Origin of the sequence: Pseudomonas glycinae (genome assembly GCF_001594225.2) — a bacterium.
In the GTDB taxonomy this organism is placed as follows: Bacteria; Pseudomonadota; Gammaproteobacteria; order Pseudomonadales; family Pseudomonadaceae; genus Aquipseudomonas; species Aquipseudomonas glycinae.
Map to the genome: position 1 here is coordinate 5570759 of NZ_CP014205.2, position 18577 is coordinate 5589335.

General features: G+C 60.9%; 13 protein-coding genes. 8 read left to right on the forward strand and 5 right to left on the reverse strand.

Annotated elements, in window-relative coordinates; translation table 11 throughout:
- Positions 1 to 11: 11 nt before the first annotated feature.
- The 7 genes from AWU82_RS25485 (at position 12) to hemE (ending at position 13043) form a co-directional block, all read left to right on the forward strand.
- Positions 12 to 2087 carry a type IV pilus secretin PilQ gene (locus AWU82_RS25485; RefSeq protein ID WP_064382838.1) on the forward strand — a complete coding sequence of 692 codons (2076 nt, stop codon included), beginning with the start codon at positions 12 to 14 and terminating at the stop codon, positions 2085 to 2087.
- 4 nt (positions 2088 to 2091) lie between these two features.
- Positions 2092 to 2610, forward strand: a complete 519-nt coding sequence (aroK, locus tag AWU82_RS25490; RefSeq protein ID WP_011332081.1) for a shikimate kinase AroK — start codon at positions 2092 to 2094, stop codon at positions 2608 to 2610.
- Positions 2611 to 2762: 152 nt separating this feature from the next.
- On the forward strand, positions 2763 to 3863 hold the full coding sequence (aroB, locus tag AWU82_RS25495) for a 3-dehydroquinate synthase (RefSeq protein WP_011332082.1): 1101 nt from the start codon (positions 2763 to 2765) through the stop codon (positions 3861 to 3863).
- A 10-nt stretch (positions 3864 to 3873) separates the two neighbouring features.
- Positions 3874 to 5481 (forward strand): AAA family ATPase, encoded by a 1608-nt coding sequence (locus AWU82_RS25500; RefSeq protein WP_064382839.1) that lies wholly within the window; start codon positions 3874 to 3876, stop codon positions 5479 to 5481.
- Positions 5482 to 5831: 350 nt separating this feature from the next.
- The gene (gene gltB, locus AWU82_RS25505; protein ID WP_064382840.1) at positions 5832 to 10277 is read left to right on the forward strand and encodes a glutamate synthase large subunit; all 4446 of its coding nucleotides are present in this window, start codon (positions 5832 to 5834) and stop codon (positions 10275 to 10277) included.
- 33 nt (positions 10278 to 10310) lie between these two features.
- Positions 10311 to 11729: a glutamate synthase small subunit GltD family protein gene (locus AWU82_RS25510; RefSeq protein ID WP_007909438.1), complete on the forward strand. Its 1419-nt coding sequence runs from the start codon at positions 10311 to 10313 to the stop codon at positions 11727 to 11729.
- Between the two features lie 246 nt (positions 11730 to 11975).
- A complete protein-coding gene (gene hemE, locus AWU82_RS25515; RefSeq protein ID WP_064382841.1) occupies positions 11976 to 13043 on the forward strand; it encodes a uroporphyrinogen decarboxylase in 1068 nt (355 codons plus the stop codon).
- A 71-nt stretch (positions 13044 to 13114) separates the two neighbouring features.
- Here hemE and AWU82_RS25520 read toward each other — a convergent pair whose 3' ends face one another.
- The 3 genes from AWU82_RS25520 to AWU82_RS25530 form a co-directional block, all read right to left on the reverse strand.
- Positions 13115 to 13759, reverse strand: a complete 645-nt coding sequence (locus AWU82_RS25520; protein ID WP_064382842.1) for a retron system putative HNH endonuclease — start codon at positions 13757 to 13759, stop codon at positions 13115 to 13117.
- On the reverse strand, positions 13756 to 15024 hold the full coding sequence (locus AWU82_RS25525) for an AAA family ATPase (RefSeq protein WP_064382843.1): 1269 nt from the start codon (positions 15022 to 15024) through the stop codon (positions 13756 to 13758). Before AWU82_RS25525 ends, AWU82_RS25520 begins: the two co-directional genes overlap by 4 nt.
- Before the next feature lie 77 nt (positions 15025 to 15101).
- Entirely contained in the window at positions 15102 to 16319 is a 1218-nt protein-coding gene (locus tag AWU82_RS25530) for an MFS transporter (RefSeq protein WP_371915538.1), read from the reverse strand.
- A gap of 178 nt (positions 16320 to 16497) precedes the next feature.
- On the opposite strand from AWU82_RS25530, the gene AWU82_RS25535 reads away from it, so the two are divergent.
- A complete protein-coding gene (locus AWU82_RS25535; RefSeq protein ID WP_064382845.1) occupies positions 16498 to 17394 on the forward strand; it encodes a LysR family transcriptional regulator in 897 nt (298 codons plus the stop codon).
- Here AWU82_RS25535 and AWU82_RS25540 read toward each other — a convergent pair whose 3' ends face one another.
- Positions 17395 to 17832 carry a hypothetical protein gene (locus AWU82_RS25540; RefSeq protein WP_064382846.1) on the reverse strand — a complete coding sequence of 146 codons (438 nt, stop codon included), beginning with the start codon at positions 17830 to 17832 and terminating at the stop codon, positions 17395 to 17397.
- A 303-nt stretch (positions 17833 to 18135) separates the two neighbouring features.
- On the reverse strand, positions 18136 to 18576 hold the full coding sequence (locus AWU82_RS25545; protein ID WP_011332090.1) for a hypothetical protein: 441 nt from the start codon (positions 18574 to 18576) through the stop codon (positions 18136 to 18138).
- Position 18577: the final 1 nt, after the last annotated feature.

Consider the following 18577-nt stretch of genomic DNA (forward strand, 5'->3'; position numbering starts at 1 on the left):
GAAGTCGAACAATGAACAGGATTTTCTCCACCCTCGGTTTCTCGCTATGGATAGCGCTGCTTTCGCCGATGGTACAGGCAGCCAATCTGAAGGCGCTGGACGTCGCGGCACTGCCGGGCGACCGGGTCGAGTTGAAGCTGTCGTTCGACGGCCCGCCTCCGCAGCCCAAGGGCTACACCACCGACTCGCCGGCACGGATCGCCCTCGATCTGCCGGGTGTTGCCAATCAGCTGGCGAGCAAGACCCGTGACCTGGGCAGCGGCAATGCCCGCACGGCCACGGTGGTCGAGGCCAATAACCGGACGCGGCTGATCATCAGCCTGACGCAACTGGCGCCTTACGACACCCGGGTCGAAGGCAATACGGTGTTTGTGGTGGTCGGGCAGGGCAGCAAAACCGCTGCTCCGCGTACGGCGGCTCGTGCACCGCGTGCGGCACCGGCGGCGCCGGTCCGCACGTATTCGCCGACCGCCAGGGCCATTCGCGGCGTGGATTTCCAGCGTGGCACGGCGGGTGAGGGCAATGTGGTCATCGACTTGTCCGACCCGGCTATCGCCCCGGACATTCAGGAACACGACGGCAAGATCATCCTCAATTTCGCGCGTACCCAATTGCCCGAGCCGCTGCGGGTGCGCCTCGACGTCAAGGATTTCGCCACCCCGGTGCAGTTCGTCAATGCCGGTGTCAGCGGTGATCGGGCGACGATCACCGTCGAACCCAGCGGTACGTTCGACTATTCCACTTACCAGACCGACAACAAGCTGACCGTCAGCATCCGGCCGTTGACCGTCGATGACCTGCAAAAGCGCAACGCCGACCGCAACAGCTATAACGGCGAAAAGCTCTCTCTCAACTTCCAGGACATCGATGTGCGTTCGGTGCTGCAACTGATCGCCGACTTCACCAACCTCAATCTGGTGGCCAGCGATACGGTGCAGGGCGGGATCACCTTGCGCCTGCAAAACGTGCCGTGGGATCAGGCGCTGGATCTGGTGCTCAAGACCAAAGGCCTGGACAAGCGCAAGGTCGGCAACGTGTTGCTGGTGGCGCCGGCCGATGAAATCGCTGCGCGCGAGCGGCAGGAGCTGGAATCGCAGAAACAGATCGCCGAACTGGCGCCGTTGCGCCGCGAGCTGTTGCAAGTGAACTACGCCAAGGCCGCGGACATCGCCAAGCTGTTCCAGTCGGTCACCAGCGCCGAGGCGAAGGTCGACGAACGGGGTTCGATCACCGTCGATGAGCGGACCAACAACATCATTGCCTACCAGACCCAGGATCGCCTCGACGAACTGCGGCGGATTGTGGCGCAGCTGGATATTCCGGTGCGTCAGGTGATGATCGAGGCGCGGATCGTCGAGGCCAACGTCGATTACGACAAGAGCCTGGGCGTGCGCTGGGGAGGTTCGATTCAGAACAAGGGCAACTGGAACACTTCCGGGGTCAGCAACGGTTCGTCGACCACCATTGGCACGCCGGGCAGCACCAGCACCAACTCGCCGTTCGTCGACATGGGCACGGTCAACAACACGTCCGGGATCGGCATCGCGTTCATCACCGACAACGTCTTGCTCGACCTTGAGCTGACCGCGATGGAGAAGACCGGCAACGGCGAAATCGTCTCGCAGCCCAAGGTGGTCACCTCCGACAAGGAAACCGCGAAGATCCTCAAGGGCACCGAGATTCCGTACCAGGAAGCCAGCTCCAGCGGCGCTACGTCGGTGTCCTTCAAGGAGGCGTCGCTGTCGCTGGAGGTGACGCCGCAGATCACCCCGGACAACCGCATCATCATGGAGGTCAAGGTTACCAAGGACGAACCGGACTACCTGAACAAAGTGCAGGATGTACCGCCGATCAAGAAAAACGAGGTCAATGCCAAGGTGCTGGTGAACGACGGCGAAACCATCGTGATCGGGGGCGTTTTCTCAAATACTCAAAGCAAGGTTGTAGATAAGGTGCCATTTCTTGGCGATGTGCCGTATCTTGGCCGCCTTTTCCGGCGTGATGTGGTTTCGGAGAAAAAATCCGAGCTGCTGGTATTTCTCACTCCGCGTATCATGAATAACCAGGCGATTGCTGTGAGTCGTTGATTCTGTGCGAAATTTGATTCTTGTAGGACCGATGGGGGCTGGAAAAAGCACCATCGGCCGATTACTGGCCAAAGAGCTGCGCCTGCCGTTCAAGGATTCCGACAAGGAAATTGAACTGCGTACGGGCGCCAATATTCCGTGGATCTTCGACAAGGAAGGCGAGCCCGGCTTTCGTGACCGTGAGCAGGCGATGATCGCCGAGCTGTGCGCGTTCGACGGCGTGGTGCTGGCGACCGGCGGCGGCGCGGTGATGCGCGATGCCAACCGCAAGGCCCTGCACGAGGGCGGGCGGGTGGTGTATCTGCACGCCTCCGTCGAACAGCAAGTCGGCCGCACCTCTCGCGATCGCAACCGGCCGTTGCTGCGCACCGCCAATCCGGAGAAAACCCTGCGCGATCTGCTGGCGATCCGTGATCCGCTCTATCGGGAAATCGCCGATCTGGTGGTGGAAACCGACGAGCGGCCACCACGCATGGTCGTACTCGATATTCTCGACCGTCTGGCGCAGCTTCCGCCCCGTTAAAGCATCGCTCGAAATGCGCTATCCTCGGCGTCCTGTTACAGCCCGCCGAGGTTGTGGCGGATGGCGAGCGAGCGGCGTCATACCCGCTATAGGCCGCAGACAACCAATAATTCAGGGCAGGACGCCTGCTTCCATCTTCACTGTGGGGACACATGCAGACACTCAAGGTCGACCTAGGCGAGCGCAGCTACCCGATTCACATTGGCGAGGGACTGCTGGACCAGCCAGAGCTGCTGGCCCCGCATATCCATGGGCGGCAAGTGGCAATCATCTCCAACGAGACCGTTGCGCCGCTCTATCTCGAACGTCTGACCCGCAGCCTGGCGCAGTTTTCGGTGGTTTCCGTGGTGCTGCCCGACGGCGAAGCCTTCAAGAACTGGGAAACCCTGCAACTGATCTTCGACGGCCTGTTGACCGCCCGTCATGACCGCCGCACCACGGTGATCGCCCTCGGTGGCGGTGTGATCGGCGACATGGCCGGTTTCGCCGCCGCCTGCTACCAGCGCGGCGTCGATTTCATCCAGATTCCTACCACGCTGCTGTCACAGGTCGATTCTTCGGTGGGCGGCAAGACCGGGATCAACCATCCGCTGGGCAAGAACATGGTCGGCGCGTTCTATCAGCCGAATGTGGTGCTGATCGATACCGCGTCCCTGAAGACCCTGCCAGCGCGTGAGCTCTCGGCTGGCCTGGCGGAGGTCATCAAGTACGGTCTGATCTGCGATGAGCCGTTCCTGACCTGGCTCGAAGACAACGTCGACGCCCTGCGTGCGCTGGATCAAACGGCCCTGACCTATGCCATCGAACGCTCCTGCGCCGCCAAGGCGGCGGTGGTCGGCGCCGACGAGAAGGAAACCGGCGTACGGGCCACGCTCAACCTCGGCCACACCTTTGGTCACGCTATCGAAACCCACATGGGCTATGGTGTCTGGTTGCATGGTGAAGCGGTCGCCGCTGGCACCGTGATGGCGCTGGAAATGTCCGCGCGCCTGGGCTGGATCAGCGAGCAGGAGCGTGATCGTGGCATCCGCCTGTTCCAGCGTGCCGGTCTGCCGGTAATCCCGCCGGAAGAGATGACCGAAGCCGATTTTCTTGAACACATGGCAATTGACAAAAAAGTGATCGACGGTCGCTTGCGCCTGGTGCTGCTGCGCCGGATGGGCGAAGCGGTGGTGACCGACGATTATCCGAAAGAGGTTCTACAGGCCACGCTGGGAGCGGATTACCGCGCTCTGGCTCAGCTTAAAGGTTAATAAGATTCCGATGACTAGTTTGCATGCCGACGAGGCGTTCCTCGGCCATTTCCAGTTAAGTCACGACCCTTTCGCACCGCGGGTGCCGGGCTTCAAATTCTTCCCGGCCCAGCGCAAGCCGGTGTTGGGTCAACTGCATCACTTGGCTCGTTACAGTCAGTTGCTGCTGGTGGTCACTGGCCCGCAGGGCAGCGGCAAGACCCTGCTGCGCCAGGCGCTGGTTGCCAGTACCAACAAGCAATCGGTGCAGAGCGTCGTCGTTTCCGCCCGTGGCGCCGGCGATGCAGCCGGTGTGCTGCGCCAGATCGCCCAGGCGCTGGACGTGGCCCAGGCCGAAGTCGGGGCGATCCTCGATCAGGTCGTGCAGCTGGCGCTGACGGGGCAGGAAGTCTATCTGCTGGTGGACGATGCCGAGCAGCTCGACGAGTCCGCGCTTGAAGCGCTGATGGCGCTGGGCGCCGGCGCGCCGGAAGGCCGCCCGCATGTGTTCCTGTTCGGTGAGTCGTCGCTGATCGCGCAGCTCGAGGCTTTGCACCTCGAGGAAGAGCGCTTCCACGTCATCGAATTGCAGCCGTACACCGAAGAAGAAACCCGCGAGTATCTCGACCAGCGGCTAGAAGGCGCGGGCCGGGGTGTCGAACTTTTCACCGCGGATCAGATCTCTGATATTCACGAAAGCTCCGAGGGTTGGCCGGGCAACATCAACCAGGTTGCTCGCGATGCTCTGATCGAAGTCATGATTGCCAGCCGCTCTGCGGTCAAGCGTCCAAGTATGGGGTTCAACATGCCGAAGAAACACGTATTGGCGATTTCCGCCGTCGTTGTGGTCGCGGTCGCTGCCGCCTGGCTGATGCCGGGTCGCAACAAGGCACCGACCACCGGTGCGCCGGCCAACGAGCAGGCGCAACTGCCCTTGGGCCAGGGTGCGCCGCAAGCGGGTGGCGCACCGTCCGTCGAATTCAACGGCAATACCCAGCCGATGCCGCTGCCATTGGTCGGCAACTCGCAGCCGGTAATGCGCGGTCCGCTGGCTGAAGCCGCTGGGGGCATCACTGAGGGCGACGACGGCGTGCCGGTCGAAGGTTCCAGCAACACGCCACCGACCGTGACCACCACTGCGCCACCTGCGGGCGTTCAGGCCGGCCCTGCGCCGACACCGGTTCCGGTTCCAGTCCCGGCGGCCAAGCCGACCCCGGCGCCGACCCAGGTCGCTACCGCCAAGCCTGTGCCTGCTCCGGCAGCTCCAGCGGCCAAACCGGCTCCGGCGCCTGCCAAGCCTGTTGCCGCCGCGAAACCTGCCGAGAAGCCGGTCACCGTCGCCAAGGCTGCCGGTGGCAGCTGGTACGCCGGTCAGCCGACCAGCAACTACGTGGTGCAGATCCTCGGTACCAGCTCCGAAGCGACCGCGCAAAACTTCGTCAAGGAGCAGGGCGGCGAGTACCGTTATTTCAAGAAAGTCCTCAACGGCAAGCCTCTCTACGTGATCACCTACGGCAACTTCGCCAATCGTGATGCAGCCGTTTCTGCCATCAAGGCCTTGCCAGCGAAGGTTCAGGCTGGTAAACCTTGGCCTCGCACTGTCGCCAGCGTCCAACAGGAACTGGCAACAACTCGCTGAAGATTCGGCGGCCTTACCCAGGCCGCCTCTCCAAGCACCTCAAAATCTCTACAAGTGCGCGCCGTCTCTACAGACCGCGTGCCTTGTGGTGTCTGCGTCACAGTAGTCTTTGAGTCGTTGCGGTCAAAATTAAAAAAGCTTTGACTAGCACAGCAGATCGCTTTAAACCTTTCACAAATGCGACATTAATTTGCGACATTTCGTCGTCAAATTTGTGAGCCTCTGTGTCGCTGTGTACAATGACCACCCTTTTGCCCCCACAAAGCCGGCGTACGTTCGGCGCGGCAAGCAAGTGGTTGAATTGAAAAGAAATTTGCCTCGGTAAGAGGCAGCCTGGTGAGAAAGTGTCTATGAAAGCAGGTCTGTACCAACCAGATGAATTCAAGGATAACTGCGGTTTCGGCCTGATAGCCCATATGCAGGGCGAGCCCAGTCATACCCTTTTGCAAACGGCCATCGAGGCCCTGACCTGCATGACCCACCGCGGTGGGATTAATGCCGACGGCAAGACCGGTGACGGTTGCGGTCTGCTGATTCAAAAGCCCGACGCGTTCCTGCGTGCCATTGCCCAGGAAACCTTCAGCGTCGAGCTGCCCAAGCAATATGCCGTGGGCATGGTCTTCTTCAATCAGGATCCGGCCAAGGCCGAAGCCGCTCGCGAGAACATGAACCGCGAGATCCTGGCCGAAGGCCTGCAACTGATCGGCTGGCGCAAAGTGCCGATCGATACCAGCGTCCTCGGCCGCCTGGCCCTTGAGCGCCTGCCGCAGATCGAGCAGGTGTACATCGGCGGCGAAGGCCTGAGCGATCAGGACATGGCGGTCAAGCTGTTCAGCGCCCGTCGTCGCTCGTCCGTGGCCAACGCCGCCGACACCGACCACTACATCTGCAGCTTTTCCCACAAGACCATCATCTATAAAGGCCTGATGATGCCGGCCGACCTGGCCGCGTTCTATCCGGACCTGGGTGACCAGCGCCTGCAAACCGCGATCTGCGTGTTCCACCAGCGCTTCTCCACCAACACCCTGCCGAAATGGCCGCTGGCCCAGCCATTCCGCTTCCTCGCCCATAACGGCGAGATCAACACCATCACCGGCAACCGCAACTGGGCGCAGGCCCGTCGGACCAAGTTCACCAACGATCTGATGGATCTGGAAGAACTCGGCCCGCTGGTCAACCGTGTCGGTTCCGACTCCTCGAGCATGGACAACATGCTCGAACTGATGGTCACCGGCGGCATCGACCTGTTCCGTGGCGTGCGGATGATCATTCCGCCAGCGTGGCAGAACGTCGAAACCATGGACCCGGATCTGCGTGCGTTCTACGAGTACAACTCGATGCACATGGAGCCGTGGGACGGCCCGGCCGGCGTGGTAATGACCGACGGTCGCTACGCGGTGTGCCTGCTCGACCGTAACGGTCTGCGCCCGGCGCGCTGGGTCACCACCAAGAACGGTTTCATCACCCTCGCGTCGGAAATCGGCGTCTGGAACTACCAGCCTGAAGACGTGCTCGCCAAGGGCCGTGTCGGCCCGGGCCAGATCTTCGCCGTGGACACCGAAACCGGGCAGATCCTCGACACCGACGCGATCGACAACCGTCTCAAATCCCGTCATCCGTACAAGCAATGGCTGCGCAAGAATGCCCTGCGCATCCAGGCGACCATGGAAGACAACGACCACGGTTCGGCTTTCTACGACGTCGATCAGCTCAAGCAGTACATGAAGATGTATCAGGTCACGTTCGAAGAGCGCGATCAGGTACTGCGTCCGCTTGGCGAACAAGGCTACGAAGCCGTTGGCTCGATGGGCGACGACACGCCGATGGCCGTGCTGTCCCAGCGCGTGCGCACGCCGTACGACTATTTCCGTCAGCAGTTCGCGCAGGTGACCAACCCGCCGATCGACCCGCTGCGTGAAGCGATCGTGATGTCGCTGGAAATCTGCCTCGGTGCCGAGCGCAACATCTTCCAGGAGTCGCCGGAACACGCCTCGCGCGTGATCCTCAGCTCGCCGGTCATTTCCCCGGCCAAGTGGCGCTCGCTGATGAACCTCGACCGCCCGGGTTTCGAGCGGCAGATCATCGACCTCAACTACGACGAAAGCGTCGGCCTCGAAGCGGCGATCCGCAACGTCGCCGATCAGGCTGAAGAAGCCGTGCGTGCCGGTCGTACCCAGATCGTTCTGAGCGACCGTCATATCGCTCCGGGCAAACTGCCGATCCACGCTTCGTTGGCCACCGGCGCGGTGCACCACCGCCTGACCGAAAAAGGCCTGCGCTGCGACTCCAACATCCTCGTTGAAACCGCCACCGCCCGCGATCCGCACCACTTCGCCGTGCTGATCGGCTTTGGCGCCTCGGCGGTCTATCCGTTCCTCGCGTACGAAGTGCTGGGCGACCTGATCCGAACCGGTGAAGTGCTGGGCGACCTCTACGAGGTATTCAAGAACTACCGCAAAGGCATCACCAAAGGTCTGTTGAAGATCCTGTCGAAGATGGGCATCTCGACCATCGCGTCGTATCGCGGTGCGCAGCTGTTCGAAGCCATCGGTCTGTCCGAAGAAGTCTGCGAGCTGAGCTTCCGGGGCGTGCCGAGCCGTATCAAGGGTGCGCGTTTCGTCGACATCGAAGCCGAGCAGAAAGCACTGGCTACCGAAGCCTGGAGTCCGCGCAAGCCGATCCAGCAGGGCGGTCTGCTGAAGTTCGTCCACGGTGGCGAATATCACGCGTACAACCCGGACGTGGTCAACACCCTGCAAGCCGCCGTGCAGCAGGGCGACTACGCCAAATTCAAGGAATACACCTCGCTGGTGGACAACCGTCCGGTGTCGATGATCCGCGACCTGTTCAAGGTCAAGACCCTCGACACGCCGCTGGACATCAGTGAAGTCGAGCCGCTGGAGTCGGTGCTCAAGCGCTTCGACTCCGCCGGTATCTCGCTGGGCGCCTTGTCGCCGGAAGCTCACGAAGCCCTGGCCGAAGCCATGAACCGCCTCGGTGCGCGTTCCAACTCCGGCGAAGGCGGCGAAGACCCGGCGCGCTACGGCACCATCAAGAGCTCGAAAATCAAACAGGTCGCGACCGGCCGTTTCGGTGTGACCCCGGAATACCTGGTCAACGCCGAAGTGCTGCAGATCAAGGTCGCCCAGGGCGCCAAGCCGGGCGAGGGCGGGCAACTGCCGGGCGGTAAAGTGAACGGGCTGATCGCCAAGCTGCGTTACGCAGTGCCGGGCGTGACCCTGATTTCGCCACCGCCGCACCACGACATCTATTCGATCGAAGACTTGTCGCAGCTGATCTTCGACCTGAAACAGGTCAACCCGAAGGCGCTGGTTTCGGTGAAACTCGTGGCTGAAGCAGGCGTCGGCACCATCGCCGCCGGTGTGGCCAAGGCCTATGCGGACTTGATCACCATCTCCGGCTACGACGGTGGCACCGGTGCTTCGCCTCTGACCTCGATCAAATACGCTGGCGCTCCGTGGGAACTCGGCCTGGCCGAAACCCACCAGACCCTGCGCGGCAACGACCTGCGCGGCAAGGTTCGGGTCCAGACCGACGGCGGCCTGAAGACCGGCCTCGACGTGATCAAGGCAGCCATCCTCGGCGCCGAAAGCTTCGGCTTCGGTACTGCGCCGATGATCGCGCTGGGCTGCAAATACCTGCGCATCTGCCACCTGAACAACTGCGCCACCGGCGTCGCGACCCAGAACGAGAAGCTGCGCAAGGATCACTACATCGGCACCGTCGACATGGTGGTGAACTTCTTCACCTACGTCGCCGAAGAAACCCGTGAGTGGCTGGCCAAGCTCGGCGTGCGTTCCCTCGAAGAGCTGATCGGCCGCACCGATCTGCTGGAAATTCTCGAAGGGCAGACTGCCAAGCAGCATCACCTGGATCTGACCCCGCTGCTGGGCAGCGATCACATCCCGGCGGACAAGCCTCAGTTCTGCGGCGTCGAGCGCAACCCGCCCTTCGACCAGGGCCTGCTGGCCGAGAAAATGGTCGAGATGGCAACGTCGGCGATCAACGATCTCAGCGGCGCCGAGTTCGATCTGGATATCTGCAACTGCGACCGTTCGATCGGCGCACGGATCTCCGGCGAAATCGCGCGCAAGCACGGCAACCAGGGCATGGCGAAAGCGCCGATCACCTTCCGCTTCAAGGGCACTGCCGGTCAGAGCTTCGGCGTGTGGAACGCCGGCGGTCTGAACATGTACCTGGAAGGCGACGCCAACGACTACGTCGGCAAAGGCATGACCGGTGGCAAGCTGACCATCGTGCCGCCGAAGGGCAGCGTTTATAAGACTCAGGAAAGCGCCATCATCGGCAACACCTGCCTGTACGGCGCCACGGGCGGCAAGCTGTTCGCCGCCGGCACCGCAGGCGAGCGTTTCGCCGTGCGCAACTCCGGTGCCCACACGGTTGTGGAAGGCACTGGCGATCACTGCTGTGAGTACATGACCGGTGGTTTTGTCTGCGTACTGGGCAAGACCGGTTACAACTTCGGCTCTGGCATGACCGGCGGTTTCGCCTACGTGCTCGACCAGGACAACACCTTCGTTGACCGGGTCAACCACGAACTGGTGGAAATCCAGCGGATCAGCGGCGAAGCGATGGAAGCCTATCGCAGCCACCTGCAGAACGTGCTGAACGAGTACGTCGCGGAAACCGACAGCGAGTGGGGTCGTGAGCTCGCCGAGAACCTCGATGACTACTTGCGCCGTTTCTGGCTGGTCAAGCCGAAGGCTGCCAACCTGAAGTCGTTGCTTTCCAGCACCCGTGCCAACCCGCAGTGATATGCGCCTGAAGAGTTTGATGAGGTTTTAACAATGGCTGAACGTCTGAATAACGACTTCCAGTTCATCGATGTCGGGCGCAAGGATCCGAAGAAGAAACTGTTGCGTCAACGCAAGAAAGAGTTCGTGGAAATCTACGAACCGTTCAAACCCCAGCAGTCGGCCGACCAGGCCCACCGCTGCCTGGGTTGCGGCAACCCGTATTGCGAATGGAAGTGCCCGGTGCACAACTTCATTCCGAACTGGCTGAAGCTGGTGGCCGAGGGCAACATCCTCCAGGCCGCCGAGCTGTCGCACCAGACCAACACCCTGCCGGAAGTCTGCGGCCGGGTGTGCCCGCAGGATCGTCTGTGCGAGGGTGCCTGCACCCTCAACGACGGCTTCGGCGCGGTGACCATCGGTTCGGTCGAGAAGTACATCACCGACACCGCGTTCGCCATGGGCTGGCGCCCGGACATGTCCAAGGTCAAACCGACCGGCAAGCGTGTCGCGATCATCGGCGCGGGCCCGGCGGGCCTCGGTTGTGCCGACGTGCTGGTGCGCGGCGGCGTGACTCCGGTGGTGTTCGACAAGAACCCGGAAATCGGCGGTCTGCTGACCTTCGGCATCCCCGAGTTCAAGCTCGAGAAGACCGTGCTGAGCAATCGCCGCGAAGTCTTCACCGGCATGGGCATCGAATTCCGCCTCAACACCGAGGTCGGCAAGGACGTGACCATGGAGCAACTGCTCGCCGAATACGATGCCGTGTTCATGGGCATGGGCACCTACACCTACATGAAGGGCGGTTTTGCCGGTGAGGATCTGCCGGGCGTTTATGACGCGCTGGATTTCCTGATCGCCAACGTCAACCGCAACCTGGGCTTTGAAAAGTCGCCGGAAGATTTCGTCGACATGAAGGGCAAGAAGGTCGTGGTGCTGGGTGGCGGCGACACGGCGATGGACTGCAACCGCACGTCGATCCGCCAGGGCGCCAAATCGGTGACCTGCGCCTATCGTCGTGACGAAGCGAACATGCCTGGCTCGCGCAAAGAGGTGAAAAACGCCAAGGAAGAAGGCGTGAAATTCCTCTACAACCGCCAGCCGATCGCCATCGTCGGCGAGGACAAGGTCGAAGGCGTGAAGGTGGTCGAGACCCGTCTCGGCGAACCGGATGCCCGTGGCCGTCGCAGCCCCGAGCCGATCCCGGGCTCCGAAGAGATCATCCCGGCCGACGCCGTGGTCATCGCGTTCGGTTTCCGCCCGAGCCCGGCGCCGTGGTTCGAGCAGTTCGAGATCCAGACCGACAGCCAGGGCCGCGTCGTTGCGCCCGAGCAGGGTCAGTACAAGCACCAGACCAGCAACCCGAAAATCTTCGCCGGTGGCGACATGGTGCGCGGTTCCGACCTGGTGGTGACGGCGATCTTCGAAGGCCGCAATGCGGCTGAAGGGATCCTGGATTACCTGGGCGTCTAAACCTTCCTCTGATCGTTCCCACGTCGAGGCGTCGAACCGTCTGCGTGGGAATGCCTCCCGGGACGCTCTGCGTCCCAAAAGGCGTGACGCGGAGCGTCACTGGCGGCGTTACCACGCGGAGCGTGGGAACGATCTTCTGTGAAAAAAACGCGACAAATTGACCCGATAGACAAAAGGCTGACCTGCATCCGTGCCTTTTGCGTCGCGCTCTGAGAAAATGCCCGCACTTTTTTTCCGGATGCCGACATGACTGCCCTGAAGAACGACCGTTTCCTCCGCGCCCTGCTCAAGCAACCCGTAGACGTCACCCCTGTGTGGATGATGCGCCAGGCCGGCCGCTACCTGCCGGAATACCGCGCCAGCCGCGCCCAGGCCGGTGATTTCATGAGCCTGTGCATGAATCCGGAATTCGCCTGCGAAGTCACGCTGCAACCGCTGGACCGCTATCCGCAACTGGACGCGGCGATCCTGTTCTCCGACATCCTCACCATCCCCGATGCCATGGGCCAGGGCCTGTACTTCGAGACCGGTGAAGGTCCGCGCTTCAAGAAAGTCGTCAGTACCCTGGCCGACATCGAAGCCCTGCCGATCCCGGATCCGCACAAAGATCTCGGTTATGTGATGGACGCGGTCAGCACCATCCGCCGCGAGCTGAACGGCCGTGTACCGCTGATCGGTTTCTCCGGCAGCCCGTGGACCCTCGCCACGTACATGGTCGAAGGCGGCTCGTCGAAAGACTTCCGCAAGACCAAGGCGATGCTCTACGACAACCCGCAAGCCATGCACCTTCTGTTGGACAAACTGGCGCAGTCGGTGACCGCGTACCTGAACGGCCAGATCCAGGCCGGTGCGCAAGCGGTGCAGATCTTCGATACCTGGGGCGGCAACCTGTCGGCGGCGGCGTATCAGGAGTTCTCCTTGGCCTACATGAAGAAAATCGTCAGCGGCCTGATCCGCGAGCACGACGGTCGCAAGGTGCCGGTGATCCTGTTCACCAAGAACGGCGGCCTGTGGCTGGAAAGCATCGCCGACGCTGGCGCCGACGCACTGGGCCTGGACTGGACCTGCGACATTGGCAACGCCCGCGCCCGCGTGGGCGACAAGGTCGCGCTGCAAGGCAACATGGACCCGACCGTGCTCTACGCCAAGCCGGAAGCGATCCGCACCGAAGTCGGGCGCATCCTCGCCAGCTACGGCAAGGGCAGCGGCCACGTGTTCAACCTCGGCCATGGCATCACGCCGGAAGTCGATCCGGAACACGCCGGCGCTTTCCTGCGTGCGGTGCACGAGTTGTCGGCGCAGTATCACGAGTAATCGGCGCTCAGCTCTAATAGTAGAAAACAAAAACGCCCGGCTTATGCCGGGCGTTTTTGTTTGCGATGGGTTTAGCGTCCGAGGAGTTGTTCGGCGTAGCGGGCGATGATGTGGTCGAAGGGTTTTTGATTGGGAATCGCGGTATTTCTGATCGCCGTCACCAACCGCTCAAGCTCTTCCTCGCTGATTTGCATGACGAACTCATCATCGAAGAGGCGGCGGATTGTGTCCTGCCGTCGATTTTTGAGGTAGGCGATGTCTAGCGCCAATACCTCGATCATCTTTGTGGCGGGAAGGTCGTCAGAATCTTTTGGCTGGATTTCGCCGGTTCGCAGATATCGGAAGCGCTGTTCACAGTTCTCGTCGGTGGGAGAAATGTGTTGGTTTTCGTCGAACCAGTTGCCCTTCTTATGGCCGCAGTGCAACGGATTGCCGGGCTTGGTTTCTCGCAGGCAGGAGGCATGAAGGTTGTGAAACTCCAACGCCAGCTCTTCGAAATGCTCTTGAGGTCTGAAGTGCTCGATATGGCTGGTCGAGGCATCTATTTCCCGGCCGCAATAACAGCAGAAAAAGCCTTGCTCCTTAAGCAGGGCATTATGCAAATCCCGTTTTTGCGGGTTTTGTAGCGTTGGGTAAGTTGGACTCCACTCGTCGTTCGCCGAGTTTTTCCAATCTGTAAATGAAGCTGGTTCAGTTCCTTTGAGCACTCGCTTCATTTGCCGAGAATCTCCTTGCGCCTGATCAGTGCTTCGGCGCCGGCGAATTCCGGTAGGTCGGGGGCTTTCTTTTTCAGCGCCTCAAGTTGTGATTTTGCCTTTTCGAGGTCGTTATCTTCCAACGTGGAAAAAAGCTCGGACAGCAGATCTTCGATCTCTGGTTCGCGCTGCGTAACGCCCATTACCTCTTCAAGCACGCTGCTGGAATCCAGACCGTAGGTGACCCGCGGATGAGTAGGATCCCCGTTGTGCAACAGGATGACTTCCTCAGGTTTCAGGCTGCCGATGATTTGTGGGGAGTGGCTTGCGGCGATGAATTGGACTTTGGGAAAAGCCTGTCTCAATGCAGGCACGATGCTGCGTTGCCAGGCCGGGTGAAGGTGGATATCCAGTTCGTCGATGATAACCACGCCTGAGGTGTTCTTCAGGACGTCTTTGCCCATGTGGGGGTTGAGGATGCACATGCGTCGGGCGATATCGGCGAACAATGCAATCATCCCGCGTTGACCATCGCTAAGCTCATTGAAGGGAATGGTTTTTCCATCCAGGTCGATCAACAAGCTTTGCAGCCGGAGGTCATAGCGCAAATTTTGTGCGTGGGGAATAGCGCGCTCGATCGCAGTGTTTACCCAGTAAAGTTCGTCGTCGAACTCAAGTGACTGGGTGTTGGAATCAAGAAGGTTCTGCATCCGCTCCAGCGTTCTGCCGATTAACCAGCTTTCAAATTCTCTGAGATCCGCAACTGCATCGAACCAGTTAACGTAGGCATCGAAGCGCGAGACGCGTTGTTTCGCGGCGAACTCAGCAGATACTCCGACCCCTTGCCAGCGGCGATTGGAGCGGTAGAAAGCAAGCACAGGCAAATCGACCGGAATGGCCAGGTTGATTTTCTGTTTTAGTTTGTCTATCTCGGCGTCGAATACTGAATCTACAAGATGGGGCAAGTCTTCTGCATCTCGTTTCAGGACCCAGTCTATAGCTCCGAAGAAACTGCCTATGCCATGTACCAGCAAAGGGAACTTGCGCTCAAAGCGGCTTCTGTTTTCAAAACGATCTATGACAAAGCGAATGTCTTCATTTTTTAGAGAGGTCTGACTTGGCTTCATGGCATTGCCGAGTTCGATGAACGAAACGGCAACCGCCTGCAACAACGAACTCTTCCCGCTCCCATTAACCCCCACCACCAGATTAAACCCTGGCTGAAAGTCGAACGTGGCATCTTCGTAGCAACGAAAATTCTGAATGTGGAGACGGTCCAGGCGCATTCTGGCTTCCTTTACCAAAGCAGGCGAATGCCGTCAGTGTACCTTGACCCGTGATTACCGCTAGGGCGCAGTTGTCGCTAAACCTTTTCGCCACCACCCAGCGGCGGCAGCTTCGCCAGCTTCAACGCCACCAACAGCGCCACCAGCAACAGCGCGCCGATGAACAGGCCGATCCCGTTCCACCCGGCCAGGTGCCAGAACCCCCCGCCGGCCGTCCCCGCGATGCTCGACCCGGCGTAATAGCTGAACAGGTACAACGACGACGCCTGGCCCTTGGCCTTGAGCGCCCGGCGGCCGATCCAGCTGCTGGCCACCGAGTGAGCGCCGAAGAAGCCGAAGGTGAAGATCAGCATGCCGATGATCACCAGCGGCAGCGGTGTGAACATCGTCAGGGCGAGGCCGGCGAACATCAGGGCGATGGTCGCCCACAGCACTTTGCGGCGGCCCAGTTTGTCGGCCAGCGAACCGATTTTCGCCGAGCTGTAGATGCCCGACAGGTAGACCACCGACAACAGCCCCACGAACACTTGATCCATGTGGTATGGCGCGGCCAACAGGCGATAACCGATGTAGTTGAACAGGGTGACGAATGCGCCCATCAGCACGAACGCTTCGAGGAACAGCAGCGGCAGGCCGGCATCGCGAAAGTGCATGGTGAAGCCGTCGAGCAGGCTGCGCGGATGCAGCGAGCGGGAGCGAAAGTTGCGCGACTCGGGCAGGATTTTCCAGAACACCGCCGCTGCAATCAGCGCCAGGCCGCCGATCACCATCATCGCCGTGTGCCAGCTGACGAAGTCGATCAGTACGCCGGTGATCAACCGCCCGCTCATCCCGCCAATCGCGTTGCCGCCGATGTACAGACCCATCGCCAGACCGATGTGCTGCGGATGGATTTCCTCGCTCAGGTACGTCATCGCCACCGCCGCCAGGCCACTCAATGACAGCCCGATCAGCGCGCGCATGATCAAGACGCCATGCCAGCTCGGCATCATCGAACTGGCGATGGTGCACAGCGCAGCAGCAAACAGCGCGGCGACCATCACCGGTTTGCGCCCGACCCGATCGGAAATCGGGCCGGTGATCAGCAGACCGAACGCCAGCATGCCGGTGGCCACCGACAGGATCAGGCTGCTCTGCGCAGCGTTGATCGAATACTCGTGGGACAGCAGCGGCATCATCGGCTGCACGCAGTACAGCAGGGCGAAGGTGGCGAAGCCTCCGCTGAACAGCGCGAGCACCGTGCGCATGAACGCGGGCGTGCCTTTCTCGATGTAGATCTCTTGCAGTTCGGTCATCACATCGTCCGCCGCAGCGGGCGGGACTTCATGGGCCAGTGGAGCGACGGCGGTTTTCACATCAGACCTCGGAGGGCGCGGGCAGACAGGCAATGAAAAAATCATATAGCTGGCTAATGTTTCTATCCAATATATTGTTCGACCTGTTTGATAGCTTTTACGACCTAATGGGGTGCCCATGGAATTGCGTCATCTGCGCTACTTCATCGCCGTCGCCGAAGAACTGCACTTCGGCCGCGCCGCTAAGGTGCTGGGCATCTCCCAGCCACCGCTGAGCCAGCAGATCCAGGCGCTGGAACAGGAAGTCGGCGCGCGACTGTTCGAGCGGACCAATCGTCGGGTCGAGCTCAGCGAGGCCGGGCGACTGTTTCTGGAGGAAGCGCGGCTGGTGCTCGCGCAAGTCGATAAAGCGGCCGACGTGGCTCGCCGCGCGCAACTTGGTGAGTTGGGTGAGCTGAAGATCGGCTTTACCTCATCGGCGCCGTTCAACTCGACCATTCCCCAGGCGATATTTTCCTTCCGTCAGCGTTTCCCGGCTGTGCACCTGAATCTGCGTGAGATGAGCAGCACCATGGTGGCCGACGCGTTGGTGGACGAATCGATCGAAGTCGGCATCATGCGCCCGCTGGGTTTGCCGGATTCGCTCAGCGTGGTCGAACTGATGCGCGAGCCCTTGGTCGCGGTGCTTAGCTCCAAACATCCGCTGGCGCAGGGCTCTGAAGAGGGGCTGTTTCTCTCGGCGCTGGCCCTCGAACCGTTTGTGTTCTTCCCGCGCAGCTACGGCAGCGGTCTTTATTCGCAACTGATCAGCCTGGCCCGCGACGCGGGCTTCAGTCCGCACTTCGCCCAGGAGGCCGGCGAAGCCATGACCATCATCGGTCTGGTGGCAGCCGGTCTGGGCGTGTCGGTGATGCCGGCGTCCTACCAGCGGATGCGCATCGACGGCGTGGTCTATCGACCGCTGCTCGATCCCGAGGCCGTGACGGCGGTGTGGCTGGTGCAGCGCAAGGACCAGAAATCACCGATGGCCAAGGCGTTTGTCGAACTGCTCACGCGCAAGGTCGAAGCCGGTTGATCAGGGCAGCCGCACCAGATCACCTTTCAACGCCACTCGCGTGACAAAGATGCCGGCGCGACATTCGTAAGTGTTCAGATCCTTGCGCACATGCTGGTCGTAGTAGCTGACGATGTTGGTCACCGCATTCGCCCCGACACGCTTGGCCTCGGCCTGCAGCGCAATCAGATTCGACTGCAACACCCACTCGCAGGAGTCGTGATCGCTCTTGTTGAAGCCGTTGGTCTTCAAGTCACTGACCACCCCGCGCTGCAACAGCCGCTGAGTTCCCTGAGGCCCGTTGCCGACCAGATAAAACTTCACACTGCCATCCAGCCGCCCGGCGCGCATCGCATCCGACACAACGGTTTCGAACGGCATGTACATCAGATTGGTGGCATGGCTGGCGCCGGGCAGCAGGCCGAGAAGGGCGGCGGTGATCAGGGCTTTCGCTTGCATGGTTGTCTCCTTGACGGTGAAAGAGAACCGCGAATACCTGACCGATCGGGCTCGCGGTTCTGGCAGGCATTGTGCGTTGGTCTGTTTGAGCGAGTGTAGATGGTGCTTGCGAAGGTGAAGCGAAATGCCAGCGTTGTCGGGAGTACCTTTTCAGGCAATACTGCCGGCGTTCCCGAAAGGGGCTTGTGAGACTCTGAGGATCCTGGGCAACCAGCCATCGCAGAGCCAGACAGGTGACAGGCGATGACAAGCCAACCTGTTTGTGAAAGGGCGCCGAAAGGCGCCCTTTGTCGTTTCCGGCCGTTACTGAACCGTCGCCAGATCGCCCTTCAACGCTACGCCCGCCATGATGGCGCCCGCGTGGCATTCGTAGGTTTTCGCATCCTTGCGCTCGTTGCTCTTGTAGAAGCTGACGATGTTGGTCACGGCGTTGGCGCCGGCGTTTTTTGCGGCCTGGTGCAGGCTGATGATCGCCGATTGCACGACCCACTCGCAGGCTTCCTGGTCGGTCTTGTTGAAGGCGTTGGTCTTCTTGTTGGTCACGGCGCCGGGGCTGACGACGGTGACCTTGCCGGCCGGGGCGTTGCCCGCCAGATAGAACTTCACGCTGCCGTCGATCTTGCCGGTGCGGGTCGCTTCGGCGACGGCCTTGTCGAACGGCAGGTAGACCGCCGTGTCACGGGCCTGGCTGACGGCCGGCATGGCGCAGATGAGCAGGGTGGCAGCGAGTTTCTTGAAGTGCATG

What these genes read in the sequence shown, in the direction of transcription:
- AWU82_RS25530 (WP_371915538.1), bottom strand. Translation starts at nt 16,319, where the DNA reads ATGACCGAACTGCAAGAGATCTACATCGAGAAAGGCACGCCCGCGTTC.
- AWU82_RS25525 (WP_064382843.1), bottom strand. Translation starts at nt 15,024, where the DNA reads ATGCGCCTGGACCGTCTCCACATTCAGAATTTTCGTTGCTACGAAGAT.
- AWU82_RS25485 (WP_064382838.1), top strand. Translation starts at nt 12, where the DNA reads ATGAACAGGATTTTCTCCACCCTCGGTTTCTCGCTATGGATAGCGCTG.
- AWU82_RS25540 (WP_064382846.1), bottom strand. Translation starts at nt 17,832, where the DNA reads ATGCAAGCGAAAGCCCTGATCACCGCCGCCCTTCTCGGCCTGCTGCCC.
- AWU82_RS25500 (WP_064382839.1), top strand. Translation starts at nt 3,874, where the DNA reads ATGACTAGTTTGCATGCCGACGAGGCGTTCCTCGGCCATTTCCAGTTA.
- AWU82_RS25535 (WP_064382845.1), top strand. Translation starts at nt 16,498, where the DNA reads ATGGAATTGCGTCATCTGCGCTACTTCATCGCCGTCGCCGAAGAACTG.
- AWU82_RS25510 (WP_007909438.1), top strand. Translation starts at nt 10,311, where the DNA reads ATGGCTGAACGTCTGAATAACGACTTCCAGTTCATCGATGTCGGGCGC.
- hemE (WP_064382841.1), top strand. Translation starts at nt 11,976, where the DNA reads ATGACTGCCCTGAAGAACGACCGTTTCCTCCGCGCCCTGCTCAAGCAA.
- AWU82_RS25520 (WP_064382842.1), bottom strand. Translation starts at nt 13,759, where the DNA reads ATGAAGCGAGTGCTCAAAGGAACTGAACCAGCTTCATTTACAGATTGG.
- aroB (WP_011332082.1), top strand. Translation starts at nt 2,763, where the DNA reads ATGCAGACACTCAAGGTCGACCTAGGCGAGCGCAGCTACCCGATTCAC.
- AWU82_RS25545 (WP_011332090.1), bottom strand. Translation starts at nt 18,576, where the DNA reads ATGCACTTCAAGAAACTCGCTGCCACCCTGCTCATCTGCGCCATGCCG.
- gltB (WP_064382840.1), top strand. Translation starts at nt 5,832, where the DNA reads ATGAAAGCAGGTCTGTACCAACCAGATGAATTCAAGGATAACTGCGGT.